Origin of the sequence: Streptomyces sp. NPDC006643, from assembly GCF_042870175.1 — a bacterium.
In the GTDB taxonomy this organism is placed as follows: domain Bacteria; phylum Actinomycetota; class Actinomycetes; order Streptomycetales; family Streptomycetaceae; genus Streptomyces.
In genome coordinates, this window is record NZ_JBIAHA010000004.1 from 17,117 (window position 1) to 32,337 (window position 15,221).

14 protein-coding genes are annotated in these 15,221 nt (G+C 69.9%); 8 read left to right on the plus strand and 6 right to left on the minus strand.

What is annotated here, in order from left to right; all coding sequences use genetic code 11:
- Positions 1–4: 4 nt before the first annotated feature.
- The 3 genes from ACFYNU_RS06885 (at position 5) to ACFYNU_RS06895 (ending at position 5,636) form a co-directional block, all read left to right on the plus strand.
- A complete protein-coding gene (locus tag ACFYNU_RS06885) occupies positions 5–1,837 on the plus strand; it encodes a carbohydrate-binding protein (protein WP_356584924.1) in 1,833 nt (610 codons plus the stop codon).
- A 110-nt stretch (positions 1,838–1,947) separates the two neighbouring features.
- Positions 1,948–4,410: a glycoside hydrolase N-terminal domain-containing protein gene (locus ACFYNU_RS06890; RefSeq protein ID WP_356584925.1), complete on the plus strand. Its 2,463-nt coding sequence runs from the start codon at positions 1,948–1,950 to the stop codon at positions 4,408–4,410.
- Positions 4,407–5,636 (plus strand): SGNH/GDSL hydrolase family protein, encoded by a 1,230-nt coding sequence (locus tag ACFYNU_RS06895; RefSeq protein WP_356584926.1) that lies wholly within the window; start codon positions 4,407–4,409, stop codon positions 5,634–5,636. Before ACFYNU_RS06890 ends, ACFYNU_RS06895 begins: the two co-directional genes overlap by 4 nt.
- 1 nt (position 5,637) lies before the next feature.
- Here ACFYNU_RS06895 and ACFYNU_RS06900 read toward each other — a convergent pair whose 3' ends face one another.
- The 5 genes from ACFYNU_RS06900 to ACFYNU_RS06920 all read right to left on the minus strand — a co-directional run bounded on the left by ACFYNU_RS06900 (position 5,638) and on the right by ACFYNU_RS06920 (position 9,069).
- Positions 5,638–6,201 carry a GNAT family protein gene (locus tag ACFYNU_RS06900; protein ID WP_356584927.1) on the minus strand — a complete coding sequence of 188 codons (564 nt, stop codon included), beginning with the start codon at positions 6,199–6,201 and terminating at the stop codon, positions 5,638–5,640.
- A 68-nt stretch (positions 6,202–6,269) separates the two neighbouring features.
- Positions 6,270–6,698 (minus strand): pyridoxamine 5'-phosphate oxidase family protein, encoded by a 429-nt coding sequence (locus ACFYNU_RS06905; protein ID WP_356584928.1) that lies wholly within the window; start codon positions 6,696–6,698, stop codon positions 6,270–6,272.
- Positions 6,699–6,744: 46 nt separating this feature from the next.
- Positions 6,745–7,728 (minus strand): aldo/keto reductase, encoded by a 984-nt coding sequence (locus ACFYNU_RS06910; RefSeq protein ID WP_356584929.1) that lies wholly within the window; start codon positions 7,726–7,728, stop codon positions 6,745–6,747.
- A gap of 44 nt (positions 7,729–7,772) precedes the next feature.
- Entirely contained in the window at positions 7,773–8,141 is a 369-nt protein-coding gene (locus ACFYNU_RS06915; RefSeq protein ID WP_356584930.1) for a VOC family protein, read from the minus strand.
- Between the two features lie 172 nt (positions 8,142–8,313).
- Complete coding sequence (locus ACFYNU_RS06920; RefSeq protein WP_356584931.1) at positions 8,314–9,069, minus strand: VOC family protein; 756 nt, start codon at positions 9,067–9,069, stop codon at positions 8,314–8,316.
- Between the two features lie 125 nt (positions 9,070–9,194).
- Between ACFYNU_RS06920 and ACFYNU_RS06925 the strand changes: the two genes are divergently transcribed.
- Complete coding sequence (locus ACFYNU_RS06925; RefSeq protein WP_356584932.1) at positions 9,195–9,869, plus strand: hypothetical protein; 675 nt, start codon at positions 9,195–9,197, stop codon at positions 9,867–9,869.
- A 44-nt stretch (positions 9,870–9,913) separates the two neighbouring features.
- Here ACFYNU_RS06925 and ACFYNU_RS06930 read toward each other — a convergent pair whose 3' ends face one another.
- A complete protein-coding gene (locus ACFYNU_RS06930; protein WP_356584933.1) occupies positions 9,914–10,597 on the minus strand; it encodes an SRPBCC domain-containing protein in 684 nt (227 codons plus the stop codon).
- A gap of 216 nt (positions 10,598–10,813) precedes the next feature.
- On the opposite strand from ACFYNU_RS06930, the gene ACFYNU_RS06935 reads away from it, so the two are divergent.
- The 4 genes from ACFYNU_RS06935 (at position 10,814) to ACFYNU_RS06950 (ending at position 15,191) form a co-directional block, all read left to right on the plus strand.
- Positions 10,814–11,293: a hypothetical protein gene (locus ACFYNU_RS06935; protein ID WP_356584934.1), complete on the plus strand. Its 480-nt coding sequence runs from the start codon at positions 10,814–10,816 to the stop codon at positions 11,291–11,293.
- Positions 11,294–11,561: 268 nt separating this feature from the next.
- Positions 11,562–13,157, plus strand: a complete 1,596-nt coding sequence (locus tag ACFYNU_RS06940) for an aminotransferase class V-fold PLP-dependent enzyme (protein ID WP_356584935.1) — start codon at positions 11,562–11,564, stop codon at positions 13,155–13,157.
- 101 nt (positions 13,158–13,258) lie between these two features.
- Complete coding sequence (locus ACFYNU_RS06945) at positions 13,259–13,729, plus strand: RidA family protein (RefSeq protein WP_356584936.1); 471 nt, start codon at positions 13,259–13,261, stop codon at positions 13,727–13,729.
- A 124-nt stretch (positions 13,730–13,853) separates the two neighbouring features.
- Complete coding sequence (locus tag ACFYNU_RS06950) at positions 13,854–15,191, plus strand: amidohydrolase/deacetylase family metallohydrolase (protein ID WP_356584937.1); 1,338 nt, start codon at positions 13,854–13,856, stop codon at positions 15,189–15,191.
- The last annotated feature ends 30 nt before the right edge of the window (positions 15,192–15,221 follow it).

Here is a 15,221-nt window from a genome sequence, read left to right on the forward strand (position 1 = left end):
TCCCATGCGCCCACCCACTCGCACCGTCGCGAGAACTCTGCGCGCCGCGCTCGTCCTCGCCGTCACCGCCGGACTCGCCGCCGCCGTACCGACGACGGCGCAGGCCCAACTCCCCGACCGGGCACCGATCCAGCCGTCCTCGGCGCGGGGCGGGGCACCTGTCGCCGTCGCCGAGAAGCCGTACATGGGCTGGAGCAGCTGGAGCCTCCAGACCACGTCGTACCCGGGGGTGAACCCGGACGGCGACTACAGCTATCTGACCGAGGCGAACGTCAACAAGCAGACGGACGCGCTGGCCTCCAAGCTCAAGAAGTACGGGTACGAGTACATCAACATCGACGCCGGCTGGTGGCGGGGCTGGGACTGGACGCCCGAATTCGACGAGTACGGACGCCAGAAGACCAACACGGAGCGCTTCCCCAGCGGGATGAAGGCGGTCGCGGACCGTATTCACAGCAAGGGCCTCAAGGCCGGGATCTATCTCCCGGTGGGTCTGGAGAAGGAGGGGTACGGCGACGGCAAGCTGAAGATCTGGAACACGGACGACTGCACCACCGGCGACATCGTCCACAGCGATCTGCGGACGACCAACGGCTGGGACAGCTCGTACAAGATCGACTTCTCCCGGCCGTGCGCGCAGAAGTACATCGACTCGCAGGCCCAGCTGATCGCCGACTGGGGTTACGACTTCCTGAAGCTCGACGGAGTGGGCCCCGGGTCCTTCAAGAGCGGTGACAACTACGACAACCGCACGGACGTCGCCGCGTGGCAGAAGGCCATCAAGTCCACCGGGCGGCCCATCCATCTGGAGATCTCCTGGTCGCTCGACATCAACTACGCCAAGGACTGGCAGGCCACGTCCAACGGCTGGCGGGTCGACACGGACGTCGAGTGCTACTGCAACACCCTGGTGTCGTGGGAGAACTCGGTCGAGGACCGGTGGCGTGACACACCGGGCTGGACGCGGTACGCCGGACCCGGTGGCTGGAACGACCTGGACGCGATCAACGTCGGCAACGCCGACATGAGCGGTCTGACCAAGGCCGAGCGGCAGAGCTACATGACCCTGTGGGCGATCGCCAAGTCGCCCCTGTACAGCGGCGACGACCTCACCAAGCTCGACGACTACGGTCTGTCGCTGATGACCAACCGCGATGTGCTGAAGATCAACCAGCAGCCGGGGAAGCCGGCGAAGCCCGTGACCTCGGTCGGCGACGAGCAGGTGTGGGCGTCGCGGAACCCGGACGGCACCTGGACGGTCGCCCTGTTCAACCAGGGGGACTCCGCCTCGCCGGTGACCGCCGACTGGCAGTCGCTCGGCTTCACCGGCCAGGCGTCGGTACGTGACGTGTGGAACCGGGAGAGCCTCGGCCGCCACAAGGACGGCATCACCCAGGCCGTACCGGCGCACGGCTCGCGGCTGTTCACCGTCACCCCGCAGGGGTCGGACCTGAAGACCACCGCGTACGAGGCCGAGGCCCCCGGCAATGTGCTGACCGGCTCGGCGTCCGTCGCCGACTGCGACGAGTGCTCGGGCTCGAAGAAGGTCGGCAACCTCTACGTCGGCGGCAAGGTCCAGTTCACGGACGTCGTCGTCAAGAAGGCGGGCCGCTATCTGGTCAAGGTCGCCTACACCTCGGGCGACCCGCGGTCGATCGGCGTCTCGGCCAACGGCAAGGCGCCCGTCGCGACGGCCTTCCCGGCCACCGGCGGCTGGCAGGCGGTCGACTCGATCAGCGTGCCGGTCACGCTCAAGGCGGGCAGCAACACGATCACCTTCGACAGCGGCGACGGCTACTCGCCGGACATCGACAGGATCGACGTGCCGCGCGGCTGAGTCCCGTTACCCGTTCGTCCGGCCGTCGCCGAACGAGCACGACCGGGGGCGCGGCCTGATCGGCGCCCCCGGTCCGTACCCCGTATCTCCTGTTCCGCAGGTCCGCAGGAATGGAGTTGTCCCATGAACGATCAGCACCCGCCCACGCAGTCCGGCACCGGCCCCACCCGCCCACGCAGTCCGGCACCGGCCCCACCCGGCGTCGCGCGCTCACGCTCGCCGCCGGCGCCGGCGCCCTCACCGCGCTCGGCGCACTGCCCGCCTTCGCCGCCTCCGCGCCGCCGAAGCGCCCCACCAGCTCCCCCATGCTCGCCGAGGGCGAGGGCTCGACGACCCGGATGTGGTACCGCGCGCCGGCCGGGAGGGCGACGATGCTCGAACGGGCCCTGCCGGTCGGCAACGGGCGGCTCGGCGCGCTCGTCGGCAACGATCCCGGGCAGGAACTGATCTTCGTCTCCGACGCCACGATGTGGACCGGCGGCATCAACGACGTACTGGAGCCCGACGGCCAATTCCCCTACGGGCGGGCCGACTTCGGCAGCTTCACCCAGCTGGCCCATGTCACGATCGACATCCCCGACCACGATCTCGGCGCGGTCAACGACTTCCGCCGCGAACTCGACATCGACCAGGGCCTGGTCACCTCCGGCTATGTCCGGTCGGGCGTCAGCTACGAGCGCCGCGTCTTCGCCAGCCACCCGGACGACGTGATCGTCGTCCACTTCTCGCAGCGCGGCGGCGGCCACTACACCGGCACGATCTCGCTCGACGGCACCCATGACGAGAAGACGTCGGCGGACGGCAAGGACGACAGCCTGTTCCTCGGAGCCGAGTTCGCCAACGGGCTGCGCTACGGCGCCGCCGTCACCGCGCGCAGCAGAAGCGGTTCGGTCACCACGGACGGCTCGCGGATCGTCTTCACCCGGTGCGCCGACCTGACCGTCGTCATCAGCGGCGGATCGAACTACGCCCCCGACCACACCACCGGCTACCGGGACCCGGACCTCGATCCGGCCGCGCTCGCCAGGGCCAAGGCCCAGGACGCCGTACGCCACTCGGCGACCACGCTGCTGCACACCCATGTCGCCGACTACCGCGACCAGTTCGAGGGGATGAGGATCTCGCTGGGCCCCTCCACGGGTGAGCAGCGGGCGCTCGACACCTGGGAGCGGCTGAAGCACCGTACGCAGCAGGACGTGCCCGATCCCGAACTCGAAGCGCTGTACCTCCAGTTCGGCCGCTATCTGATGATCAGCAGCTCCCGGGACGGACTGCCGGTCGCCCTCCAGGGTCCGTGGCTGGACGGCAACGACCCGGACTGGATGGGCGATTACCACACCGACATCAACATCCAGATGAACTACTGGATCGCCGACCGGACCGCGCTCTCACGCAATTTCGACGCGTTCACCGACTACTGCCTCGCGCAGCTGCCGGTCTGGTCCGAGCTGACCCGGGCCCACTTCAACGATCCGCGCAACCGGTTCCGCAACTCCTCGGGGAAGGTCGCCGGGTGGACGGTGGCGTACTCGACGAACATCTACGGCGGACTCGGCTGGTGGTGGCATCCGCCGGGCAACGCGTGGCTGTGCAACACGCTCTGGGAGCACTACCAGTACACGCAGGACCTGGAGTTCGTGAAGAAGATCTACGCGATGCTCAAGGGTGCCTGCGAGTTCTGGGAGACCCGGCTGGTGACGATGACGGTCAAGGACCCTTCGAGCGGCGAGGAGCGCGAAGTCCTCGTCGCGGACAACGACTGGTCGCCGGAGCACGGCCCGCAGGACGCGAAGGGCATCACCTACGCGCAGGAGGTGGTGCGCGACCTGTTCGTCAACTACCGCGAGGCCAGTGAACTCCTCGGCAGGGACGCCGAGTTCGCCAGGACGATAGCCGGGCTCCAGGACCGGCTGTATCTGCCGGAGGTCAGCCCGAAGACCGGCTGGCTCCAGGAGTGGATGTCGCCCGACAACCTCGGCGAGACGACGCACCGTCATCTCTCGCCGCTGATCAGCCTGTTCCCCGGTGACCGTATCCGCCCCGGCGACTCGCCCGCGGAACTGGTCAAGGGCGCCACCGAACTCCTCACCGCCCGTGGGATGGAGAGCTTCGGCTGGGCGAACGCCTGGCGCGCCCTGTGCTGGGCGCGGCTGAAGCACGCGGACCACGCGTACGAACTGGTCGTCAACAATCTGCGGCCGTCGGTCGACGGCACCAACGGCACCGCGATGAACCTCTTCGACATCTACGAGGTCGAGAAGGGTCGGGGGATCTTCCAGATCGAGTCCAACTTCGGTACCCCGGCGGCGATGATCGAGATGCTGCTCTACTCGCGGCCCGGCCATATCGAGCTGCTTCCGGCGCTGCCCGCCGCGTGGGCACGGTCCGGTTCGGTCACCGGCATCGGCGCGCGGGGCGGTTTCGTGGTGGATCTGAGCTGGCGGGACGGGAAGGTCCGGGAGGCGAGGATCCGCAGCGTCGGCGGGCGCAGGACGAAGGTCACGGCCGGTGGCGTCTCGCACGACGTGGCGCTGCGCTCGGGGAGAGCCGTCACGCTGCGGAACTTCGGATGAGTGGGGCCGTACGCCGTCGGCTGACCTCGCTGGTGCTGGCGCTCGCCGCGGTGGTGCTCGTACCCGCGCACGTCCCCTCCGCGAGCGCGTCCACCGCGGCCGTCCCTCCCCCGCCCGCGAGATCCACCGTCACCTGGGCGGCGAGCGCGGACCGGATGGGTGAGGCGGCCGGCGACCGGAGTTACCGGCTGATCGTGCGGACGAGCGTGGGCGGTACGGGACTGCGGATCCGGATCTCCAACGCGTTCGGGGACCGGCCCTTGGTCATCGGCAGCGCCTACGCCGGGCTCTGCGAGAGCGGCGCCCGGCTGCGGCCCGGCAGCAACAGGAAGCTCGTCTTCGACGGGGCCGCGTCCGTGACGCTGGCGCCGGGCGAGATCCGCTACAGCGACCCGCTGCCCGGCAGGGTCGCCGCGATGAGCGATCTGGCCGTCAGCCTGTACGCGCGCGACGCGGGCGGGCCCGCCACCGGGCACGGGATGGCTCTCGCGACGTCGTACGCCGCCGCCGGGAACCACGCGGCGCGGGAGCGGGACGGCGCGTACACGGAGCGGCTGGGGTCGTGGTTCTACCTCGACGCGGTCACCGTGGACGCGGACGCCGGGGCCGGGGCCGTCGTGGCGCTCGGAGACTCCATCACGGACGGCTGGCAGTCCAGCACGGACAAGAACCTGCGCTGGCCCGACTTCCTGGCCCGCCGGCTGCACGACTCCCCCCTCAGCACGGTGAAGGGCGTGGCGAACGCGGGGATCTCGGGCAACCAGGTCCTGGCGGACGGCGCGGCGCAGAGCGCGCTCAAGCGACTGGAGCGCGATGTGCTGTCGCTGCCCGGCGTGCGGACGGTGTTCCTGTTCGAGGGCGTCAACGACATCAAGTCCCACACCGGCGTCACCGCCGCGTCCCTGACGGCGGGTTACCGCGAGATCGTCGACCGGTCGCACGCGGCGGGGCTGTGTGTCGTCGGTGCCACCGTCATGCCGTTCAAGGGCTGGTCGGAGTGGGACCCGGCGGGTGAGGCCGTACGCGTCGAGGTCAACGAGTGGATCCGTACCGCCGGGGTGGTCGACGCGGTGGTCGACTTCGACGAGGTGGTGCGCAGCCCGTACGACGCGGAGCGGCTGCTGCCCACGTTCGACAACGGCGACCATCTGCACCCCAACGACAAGGGCATGCAGGCGATGGCCGACGCGGTCACCCTGAAGTCGCTGGAGTGCGCCCGCGGTTGACTCAGTCGGTGGGGCCGCCGAGTGGATCGGCGTCGGCGGCCTGGAGATCAGTGGGCTGGAGATCGGTGGCGAGGAGGTCCATCAGCAGTCCGTCGTGCCAGGTTCCGTCGGGGCCGCGCTCGTAGTCGCGCATGATCCCGACGGGCCGGAAGCCGGCCTTGGTGTAGCACCTGATCGCCGCGGCGTTGTCGGCGGCCGGATCGATCACGACGCGGTGGTGGCCGAGGTCCGTGACCAGATGCCTGGCCAGGGTGCGTACGGCGTCGGTGCCCACCCCGCGACCGTGCGCGGCGGGATCGACGTAGATGTCGATGTTCGCGTGCCGGTAGTCGGGATCCTCCTCGGCGGCCCACTGGATCGCGCCGACGACGGCGCCGTCCAGCTCGATGACCAGTGAGGTGAGGCCGGGTTCGTCGAGATCCTCGGTCACGGCGGCAAGGAGGTCGTCACCGCCGCGCCACGCCGCGTAGACCTCGGGCGTGGCGCGGATGGTGGCGAGTACGGGGATGTCGTCCGGGACGGCGGGGCGCAGGAGCACGAGGGCGCCCTTCAGGGTCTTCTCCATCCGAGCACGCTAATCGATCAGTGATTCGACCCGGCCGGCCGTTCACGGTCGGCGTACACGGCATACGTTCAGAAGGAGCCGAGGTCCGACGACAGCCAGCGCTGGGGCCGCATCCGGTAGACCACCCGCTCGACGTGGCCGCCGGTGGCCATGGCGACGTAGCCGTCGACCTTGTCGGCGGGCAGATAGCGGGACGCCATCTCCACCAGGTCGTCGCGGGTGCCGGGGACGCGGTCCGTGACCGGGCCCTCGACGGAGACGTACCGCACGGTGGGAGAGATCCGCTCGACCAGCAGCGTGAACCGGCCCGCCGCCCTGATCAGCTTGTCCTTGCGGGAGTCGGCCCCCGTCAGGAGCCAGATGTCGCCGCCCGGCGTGTACTGGTACCAGATGGGGACGGTCGTCGGAGCCCGGTCCGCCGAGCCGGAGTCGACGGAGATGGCGGCGACGTGCGGCTCGGCGAGAAACCGCTGGCGTTCCTCGATGTTCAGGGCCATGGGATGTCTCCTTTGTACGACGTACGCGGGGTCTGTCCCACCATCCCTACCAGCGGTGGTGGATCTCCGCACGGATGCGGCGGTCGTACAGATCGCGTACGGCGTCCAGCGTGGCCTCCGACAGCGGTGCGAGAGAGGCGGCAGCCGCGTTGGCCCGTGCCTGCTCGACCGAGCGGGCGCCCGGGATGACCGTGCTGACGCCGGGCTGCTGGATGATCCAGCGCAGCGCGGTCTGGGCCGGTGTGGCGCCTTCGGGGGCCAGCCCGGAGAATTCGGCGGCTGCCGACAGACCCGTGGCGTAGTCGATGCCGGAGAAGGTCTCGCCCTGGTCGAACGCCTCGCCGTGCCGGTTGAAGCTGCGGTGGTCGTCGGCGGCGAAGACGGTGTCCTTCGTGTACTTGCCGGAGAGCAGTCCCGAGGCGAGCGGGACGCGTGCGACGATGCCGACTCCCGCCTCCCGGGCGGCGGGCAGCACCTCTTCGAGCGGCTTGAGCCGGAAGGGGTTGAGGATGATCTGTACGGAGGCGACTCCCGGCCGGGCGATGGCGGTCAGCGCCTCGGCGCAGGTCTCGACGCTCACCGCGTAGGCCGCCGTCCGCTTCTCGGCGACCAGGGTGTCGAGCGCGTCGAAGACGGCGTCGGAGGAGTAGACGGCCGGCGGCGGGCAGTGCAGCTGGACGAGGTCGAGGGTGTCCACGCCGAAGTTGGCGCGCGAACGGTCGTTCCAGATGCGGAAGTTGTCCAGGCTGTAGTTCTCGGGGCGCTGCTCGGCCCGGCGGCCCATCTTCGTCGCGACGAAGACGTCGGCGTTCGGGCGGTTCTTCAGGAACCGTCCGATGAGCTGTTCGCTGCGGCCGTCGCCGTACACGTCCGCCGTGTCGAAGAAGGTCACGCCCGCTTCGAGCGCCGCGTCGAGGACCGCGAAGGCGTCGGCCTCGACGACGTCACCCCAGTCGGCCCCCAGCTGCCATGTGCCCAGTCCGACGACGGATGCCTCGCGGCCCGTCCTGCCCAGTACGCGCTTCTCCATGCGGACGATGCTACGTCGGGGGCAGGCGGGCCTCGCGGGTGGGCTCAGAGCGTCTGCGTGAGATTGACGGCGTTGCCGTCCGGGTCCTTGATGTGGGCGACCCGCTGGCCCCACGGCATGTCGTTGGCGGGCCCGAGCACCTGCCCGCCCAGCCTCTCGACGTGCCCGATCCGCTCGTTCACGTCGGAGACGGAGACGCTCAGAAGCATCCGCTGCGCCGTACCCAACTCGACGTCGGTGTCCGACACGAGCCCGAGGTCGGAGTCGCCGACCCGCAGATTGATGAAGAAGGGAGGCCCTTCCCCGGCCTCGGGGGTGCGCGAGGTCTCCACGGCGCCGAGCAGACCCTGGTAGAAGGCCAGGAGACGGTCGATCGCGGGGGTGACGACGATGGGCTGGACGGTGGCGGGCATGGGCGTCCTCCTGTCTGATGGCCGCGCCGCCCCCGTGGGGAGCGCCGGGCCGACGAGTGATCTCTCCATGCTGACCCTCGGCGGGCCCGCGACTCATCGGTCGGCGGCGGACACGCCGGGACATGCCGGGGGAACATGCCGGGCCACGGCGGGCCCTGTCCGGCCGCGAGGGCTACGGGGCCGTGCCCACCGAGAACACCCCGCCGGACGGGTCGGTGACGGCGGCCATGCGCGCGTACGGGGTGTCCTCCGGCTCCGTGGACGAGCCGCCGGACTCCTTGGCGCGCGCGGCCACGGCGTCGGTGTCGGCCACGGCGAACAGCGTGCCCCAGGCGGACGTGGGCACGTCGGCACTGCCCACGATCCCGCCGATCTCATGGCCGTCGGGACGGCGCAGGAAGGTGAAGTCCAGCTCCGGCACCTCGTCGTTGCCGTCCAGCGTGAAGCCGAACAGCGCCGTGTAGAAAGCGCGGGCAGGCTCGGGATCGGGGGTGATCAGGTCGTTGCGGACGAGCGAGTCGGGCTCGTTGACGATCTCGCTGCCGAGCCGGGCCAGTCCCTGCCACAGCCCGAACCGGGCGCCGACCGCGTCCACGGCGACGGCGGTACGGGCGTGGTCGGCGAGGTCCGCCGGCGCCTCGATCAGCCGGCCGCCCGCCTCCGTGACGCGCCGGGCCGTGTCGTCGCAGTCCTCGGTGGCGAAGTACATGGTCCATACGGCTTCGGTCCGGTCCGGGTCCGGGACGATCCCCGCGACCGGCCGGCCGCGCAGCAGACAGACGGTGCCGTCCGCGTCGCCGGTCGGATACGGCTCGAACTCCCAGCCGAAGAGCGCCCGGTAGAAGGGGAGCGCTGTCTCGCGGTCGGGGGTCCTGAGTTCGATCCAGGTGGGGGTGCCTTCGGGCTGGTTGCCGCTGAGAACGCTCATGAGGGGCTCCTTCGTGGGGCGTTGACGCGAAGACCCCAACGTAGGCAGCGTCTAGGACAGAAGATGTCCTAGAAACACCTGCGGATGAGCGCCGTCCACACGATCGGGCGCTCCATCATTCGGTCATGACACGCACATCGAGCCGCCGCTCCCTCGGACTGACGGCTGTCGCCGTCGCCGTCGGTGCCGCGTGCACCCTCACCGGCTGTGTGGCGGCGCCGCAGGACGCGGAGTCCGACGACGGGCGGTCCGCCCGAACAGTACGGCCCGCCCGGACCGCCGTACTGCTGGGCGACACCGTCCTCGTGAACCATCCCGACGGTGACGACGAGGCGATGCTCGCCCTGGCGGTGACGGCCGTCGTCGACGAGGCGTCCAGGGTGACGGCCGGCCGGGCCGGCGCCGACGCCGCCGCTTCTTCCTCCGACGCCACCTCCCCCTCTGCTTCTGCTTCTGCCTCCGCCGACGCGAAGAACCGCGGGGACGCGGGCGCACGTGCCGCGAAGGGCCGCAAGTGGGTCGCCGTGCTCGCCGAGGTGAGCAATGCGGGGGCGCGGCCGTACGGGCACGACGTGGCGCACAGCTTCATGGCCGTGGACTCGCTCGGCCGCAGACATGTACCGCTGCCCGCCTCCACCGATCTCACGGTGGGCCCGATGATGAACTGGCCCGTGCCGCTGGCCGCCGGCCGGTCGGCGCGTGGGTGGCTGGTCTTCGACCTGCCGTCGGAGGCGGTCCTGACCACGCTGGAGTTCGGCCGTACGCGGACGTCGGCGGCCTCCGCCGACTGGGCTCTGTGAACGACCGGTGCGCCCGCGCCCGTGACCGCTCGGGCCACTCCCCTCTACTCGGCGGTCAGCTCCTCGAAGTACGCCTTCTGCGCCGGGTAGTAGCTCTCGAACACCGGCTGCGGGGTGCCGTCCAGCGAGGCGCGGAGCTTGTCCAGGTAGTACTCCCACCCCGGGCCGATCTCACCGAGGCCCGCCTCCGTACGCAGGTGCTGGATGAAGCTCAGCTCCGTGCCGCCCGACCCGGCGCCGGCCCCGTCGCCGGGTGTTCCCGACAGCTTCAGTTCCAGTCGCCAGCTGCCCGCCTCGTCGACCGTCGTCACGATCAGACGGTGCGGCGCCTCACATGTCTCGATGCCCAGTTCGATCCACGGCGTCTCATCCTCGAAGAGCATCCGCACGCGCGCGCTGCCGCCGGGGACGCCGTCCCCCTCCCACGGACCGAACCACAGCGCGGTGCGCGCGGACTCGGTGAGGGCCGCCCACACCTCTTCGACCGGGAGGGCGAATCCACGGGTGAGGACGAGGTCGACCCCGTCGGGTGTACGCAGCAGCCTGCCGGTCGGCGTAGGTGTTGGCGTCGGTGTCGGTGTCGGTGTCGGGGCCATGGGGATCTCCTCCTGTGCGGTGCTGCCGGGCGGCCGGGCGGCCGACAGCTCCCGGTCTATCACCCGCCACTGACAGTCGCCGTCCGCCCGCTCCACGACGGGATCGGGCCCACCGGAATCACCCGGGAACATTCCTCGACGGGTAGCCGTTGAGAGCAGTGTGGGTGTGGACGGAACAGTGTCCCCGGGCCCCATCAAGAAATGCCCACAGGGAAGATCGTTCGGCTGAAGCCCTGTGGAGCCAATCGCCGCGAGGCGACCGCCGCCCGCACCCCGCCTCAACGGCCCCGACCGGTCTCCCCCGTCCGGTCGGGGCTCCTTCGCTGTTCAGGGCTCTACTCTTCAGGCATGACTGCTGAGGGGGACGCGGGGCGGCCGGCCGGTTTCGCCGCCGCGACCGGCGACGGCCCGGCCCCTTCCGTACGCGCGGAGGTGCGCGCCGCCGAGGTCCGGGTCGCCTTCGGCGGCCTGACGCAGATCCGCCGCCTCACCAACACCACCGCTCCCGATCCCGCCGCCGTGCCGGCCCTGTGGGAGCGCAACCAGCCCGTCCGCGCTATCGCCCTGGCGCTGGAGGCCGCCGGTCTCCCGCCCTCCGCGCTCGACGGCGAGGGACGGCGTACGGCCACGGGCTTCCGTGTCACCGCGGGCGAACGCCCCGAGACGGTACGCGTGGAGTGGCTCGGCCCGCACGGCGGCGGCGCGGCCCAGGACGAGGAGCGCCAACTCACCGCGTGCGCCGCCGCACTGGCCCCGCTGGGCTGGGAGGCCCTGCTCTACCGGGGCCCCCGCCGCCGACGTTTCCTGGAAGTGGAACCGGCGCTCTGAGCCGGAACTCCGGGCCGCCCACAGAGGTCTGCGCATGGCGCGTTCGCACGGTTACGCGCGGTTCACGCAACGGAAATCCGGCGCACTCCCCACCCCATACGTAATCCGACGGTAAATTGTTCAACGTCGACCCTGTTTTATTCGAAACCGCAGGTCAGACACCGATCCGGAAATCGAATACTGTCATCTGGAAGACGCGCTTAACACCTGCCTCCCGGCTCCTTACCGTGGTCCGCACATTGACTCACAAGGCGACACGGGAGCCGGAATGCCAAGTAATGCTCTTTCCCGTCGTGCAATTCTGCAACGCAGCGCGGCGGCGGGCGGTGTCCTCTCGCTGGGGCCGCTGCTCGGCGGCGCGACCGAGGCTCTGGCGCAGTCCACCGGGGGGACGGCGACAGCGGCCGGCAAGACCAAGGACGTCTACGGACGCATCGGCGTACGGCCGATGATCAACGGGCGCGGCACGTACACCGTCATCAGCGGTTCGCTGATGCTGCCCGAGGTACGGGAAGCGATAGACGCGGCGGCAAGACAGTTCGTACAGCTGGACGAGCTGGCCGAGGCGGTGGGCAAACGGCTGGCGAAGATCACCAAGGCGGAGCACGGGCTGGTCGCCTCCGGTTGTCATGCTGCGCTCACGCACGCCACCACGGCGTGCGTCTCCGGGGGAAACCCCGATCTGCATGTACGGCTGCCCGATCTGACGGGCTTCCAGAAGACCGAGGTCATCATCCCGGCCCACTCGCGCAACGTGTACGAGAACGCGGTCAGCGCGGTCGGCGTGAAGGTCGTCGAGGTCTCGACACCCGACGAGCTGAAGGCGGCCATCGGCCCGCAGACCGCGCTGGTCTACATCATGGCGGGCCCCAGGGTCGACGAGAGCGAACTCCCCACGGATGTCATCGCCTCGATCGCCGGGCCCGAGGGCGTGCCGGTGCTGGTCGACGCCGCCGCCGAGATCCTGACCATCCCCAACGTGCATCTGGAGCGCGGCGCCGACCTCGTCGCGTACAGCGGCGGCAAGGCCATCCGCGGCCCGCAGTCGACCGGTCTGCTGCTCGGCCGGGAGGATCTCGTACGCGCCGCGTGGGTCAGCAGCGCGCCCCACCACGGCATCGGCCGCGGCTACAAGGTCGGCAAGGAAGAGGCCATGGGGATGCTGGCCGCCGTCGAGATGTGGGTCCAACGTGACCACGAAGCCGAGTTCGCGCGGTGGGAGTCCTGGCTCAAGACCATCTCCCGCCGGGTCTCGGCGATCGGCAGTGTGAAGACGGAGGTCATCCAGCCGGACAGCCTGTCGAACCGCACACCGTCGCTCACGATCACCTGGAACGAGAAGAAGCTCGGCGTGTCCGGCCAGACCGTGGCCGACACGCTGTACGAGGCCAAGCAGCGCATCGCGATCAACGCGGCCGGCAGCGACGACCCGGAGCGGTCGGGTGTGTCGGTCACGCCGTACATGCTCCAGCCCGGCGAGGAGAAGATCATCGCCGACGCGCTGGTCCGGATACTCACCGATCCGCCCGCGCCGCCCGCTCCCCCGCGTCCGCCGTCGGTCGACGTGACCGGGAAGTGGAGCCTGGAGATCGAGTATCTGGCGGGCAGTTCGACCGCGCACCGGCTGGAACTCGCCCAGGACGGCGCCGAGATCACCGGCACCCACACCGGTGAGTACGTGTCCAGGAAGGCGACCGGATCCGTCAGCGGCAGGACGGTGACCGTACGCAGCACGCTCAGCGAATCGTCCGGCGACGCCCTCGACTTCACGTTCACCGGGACGCTCACGGGCGACTCGATCCGCGGCGAACTCAACATGGGCGAGTACCTGAAGGCCACCTGGAAGGCCAGGCGCGACGGCTGAGCCCGCGCTCCCGATTCCCTCAACTCTCCCCGGACCAGCAGGAATTCCATTGACGTTCCGTGCCCGCGCCCACGCGTGCGGGCACGGACGAAGGAGGACACGTGACGAACCGCAGGGACTTCATCCGCAAGGCTCCGGTCGTGGCCGCCGTGGCCGCGACCCCGGCGCTGGCCGTCAAGGCGGGCGAGGACCGCAAGCGGCACAAGCCCGAGAAGGAGATCCACTACCCGGGCGGCGGCGAGCCGCCGGAGAATCCGCTGTTCAGCCCGGTCGTCAGCTACGGGGACCTGGTCTTCATCTCGGGCATCGGCGCGCACTTCGAGGGCGACATCACCGCGCACACCGAGCATGTGCTCGACGAGGTGGAGAAGTATCTGGAAGCCGCCGGCTCGTCCATGGACCGGGTGCTCAAGGTCAACGTCTATCTCAACTCCCTCGACGACTACGACGGGATGAACGCGGTCTTCCTGGGCCGCTTCGGTCCCGAGCCTGGCGTACGCACGACGATCGCCGCGCAGGCCGGCATCCCGGGGGACTCGCTCGTCGAGATCGACTGCATCGCCGTGCGATGAGCGGCACCACGGAATCCCTCACCGCCGCAGGGGCCTTGACCGCTCGCACCACCACCGCTCGCACCACCACCGCTCACACCATCACCGCTCGAAACTCGCGTCACCGGACGAAATTGGGGTTGGCATGTCACTGAGAACACGGGCCCCCTGGGTCGTGCTCCCCGCGGTTCTCACCCTCGTGGTGGGCGCATCGGCCGCCAGCAGCGCCACCGACGGGTCCTCGGACGACCCGGCGGGCTCGGACGCCTCGGCGTCCGCGGTCACCTACGACCTTCTGCTGCGGAGGGGCCATGTCATCGACCCCAAGAACAACCGCGACAAGGTCATGGACATCGCCGTGAAGAACGGCAAGATAGCCGCCGTCGGATCGAAGATCGACCCGTCACGCGCCAAGCAGACGGTCGACGTCAAGGGCAAGTATCTGTCCCCCGGCTTCATCGACATGCACACCCATCTGTTCCGGGGTGAGCAGGACGCCTACGCGGACGGTGTGCTCGGTCTGCCGCCGGACGGCTTCACCTTCCGGGCCGGGGTCACCACGGCGCTCGACACCGGCTCGTCCGGAGCCGAGAACTTCGAGCTGTTCAAGAAGAACATCATCGACACGTCCAAGACCCGGGTGCTGGCGCTGCTCAACATCGTCGGCAAGGGCATGGCCGGCGGTGACAAGGAGCAGGACCTCGGCGACATGGACGCCGAGGTGACCGCCAAGGTCGCCAAGGAGTACCCCGAGATCATCAGGGGCATCAAGACGGCGCACTACGAGGGTCCGTCCTGGGCGCCGGTGGAGAGGTCCGTGGAGGCCGGCGAGATCGCCGGGGTCCCGGCGATGATCGACTTCGGGTCGGCCGAGGAGCGGACCATCGAGGAACTGCTCACCAAGAAGCTGCGGCCGGGCGACATCTACTCGCACGTCTACTCCGGTCTGCGCGGCGAGTTGGGCGAGGACGGCAAGCTCAACCCGGCGCTCCGGGCGGGCCGTGACCGCGGCGTCCTCTTCGACGTCGGCCACGGCGGCGGGAGCTTCGACTGGAACGTCGCGATGGAGGGGAAGAAGGAGGGCTTCTGGCCCGACACCATCTCCACGGACCTCCATGTGACCAGCATGAACGCGGGCATGAAGGACATGTCCAACGTCATGTCCAAGTTCCTCGCGATGGGTCAGCCCCTCAAGGACGTCGTCGAGGAGTCGACCTGGAAGCCGGCGCAGGCCCTGGGCCGCAAGGACCTCGGCAATCTGTCCGTCGGATCGCCGGCCGACATCGCGGTGTTCGACCTGGAGAAGGGCAGGTTCGGGTACCCGGACAGCTTCGGCCTCCGGGTCGACGGCAAGGAGAAGCTGGTCACCGAGCTGACGGTGCGCGCGGGCGAGGTCGTGTGGGACCTCAACGGCCTGACGGCCAAGCCCTGGAAGCCGGGCGCGGTCGGCGCCCAGCCCCACGAGGAGCACTCGGCCCCGTAACCGGACCGCCTCCACCCGCACATCCCCCGC

What these genes read in the sequence shown, in the direction of transcription:
- ACFYNU_RS06885 (WP_356584924.1), top strand. Translation starts at nt 5, where the DNA reads ATGCGCCCACCCACTCGCACCGTCGCGAGAACTCTGCGCGCCGCGCTC.
- ACFYNU_RS06890 (WP_356584925.1), top strand. Translation starts at nt 1,948, where the DNA reads ATGGAGTTGTCCCATGAACGATCAGCACCCGCCCACGCAGTCCGGCAC.
- ACFYNU_RS06895 (WP_356584926.1), top strand. Translation starts at nt 4,407, where the DNA reads ATGAGTGGGGCCGTACGCCGTCGGCTGACCTCGCTGGTGCTGGCGCTC.
- ACFYNU_RS06900 (WP_356584927.1), bottom strand. Translation starts at nt 6,201, where the DNA reads ATGGAGAAGACCCTGAAGGGCGCCCTCGTGCTCCTGCGCCCCGCCGTC.
- ACFYNU_RS06905 (WP_356584928.1), bottom strand. Translation starts at nt 6,698, where the DNA reads ATGGCCCTGAACATCGAGGAACGCCAGCGGTTTCTCGCCGAGCCGCAC.
- ACFYNU_RS06910 (WP_356584929.1), bottom strand. Translation starts at nt 7,728, where the DNA reads ATGGAGAAGCGCGTACTGGGCAGGACGGGCCGCGAGGCATCCGTCGTC.
- ACFYNU_RS06915 (WP_356584930.1), bottom strand. Translation starts at nt 8,141, where the DNA reads ATGCCCGCCACCGTCCAGCCCATCGTCGTCACCCCCGCGATCGACCGT.
- ACFYNU_RS06920 (WP_356584931.1), bottom strand. Translation starts at nt 9,069, where the DNA reads ATGAGCGTTCTCAGCGGCAACCAGCCCGAAGGCACCCCCACCTGGATC.
- ACFYNU_RS06925 (WP_356584932.1), top strand. Translation starts at nt 9,195, where the DNA reads ATGACACGCACATCGAGCCGCCGCTCCCTCGGACTGACGGCTGTCGCC.
- ACFYNU_RS06930 (WP_356584933.1), bottom strand. Translation starts at nt 10,597, where the DNA reads ATGTTCCCGGGTGATTCCGGTGGGCCCGATCCCGTCGTGGAGCGGGCG.
- ACFYNU_RS06935 (WP_356584934.1), top strand. Translation starts at nt 10,814, where the DNA reads ATGACTGCTGAGGGGGACGCGGGGCGGCCGGCCGGTTTCGCCGCCGCG.
- ACFYNU_RS06940 (WP_356584935.1), top strand. Translation starts at nt 11,562, where the DNA reads ATGCCAAGTAATGCTCTTTCCCGTCGTGCAATTCTGCAACGCAGCGCG.
- ACFYNU_RS06950 (WP_356584937.1), top strand. Translation starts at nt 13,854, where the DNA reads ATGTCACTGAGAACACGGGCCCCCTGGGTCGTGCTCCCCGCGGTTCTC.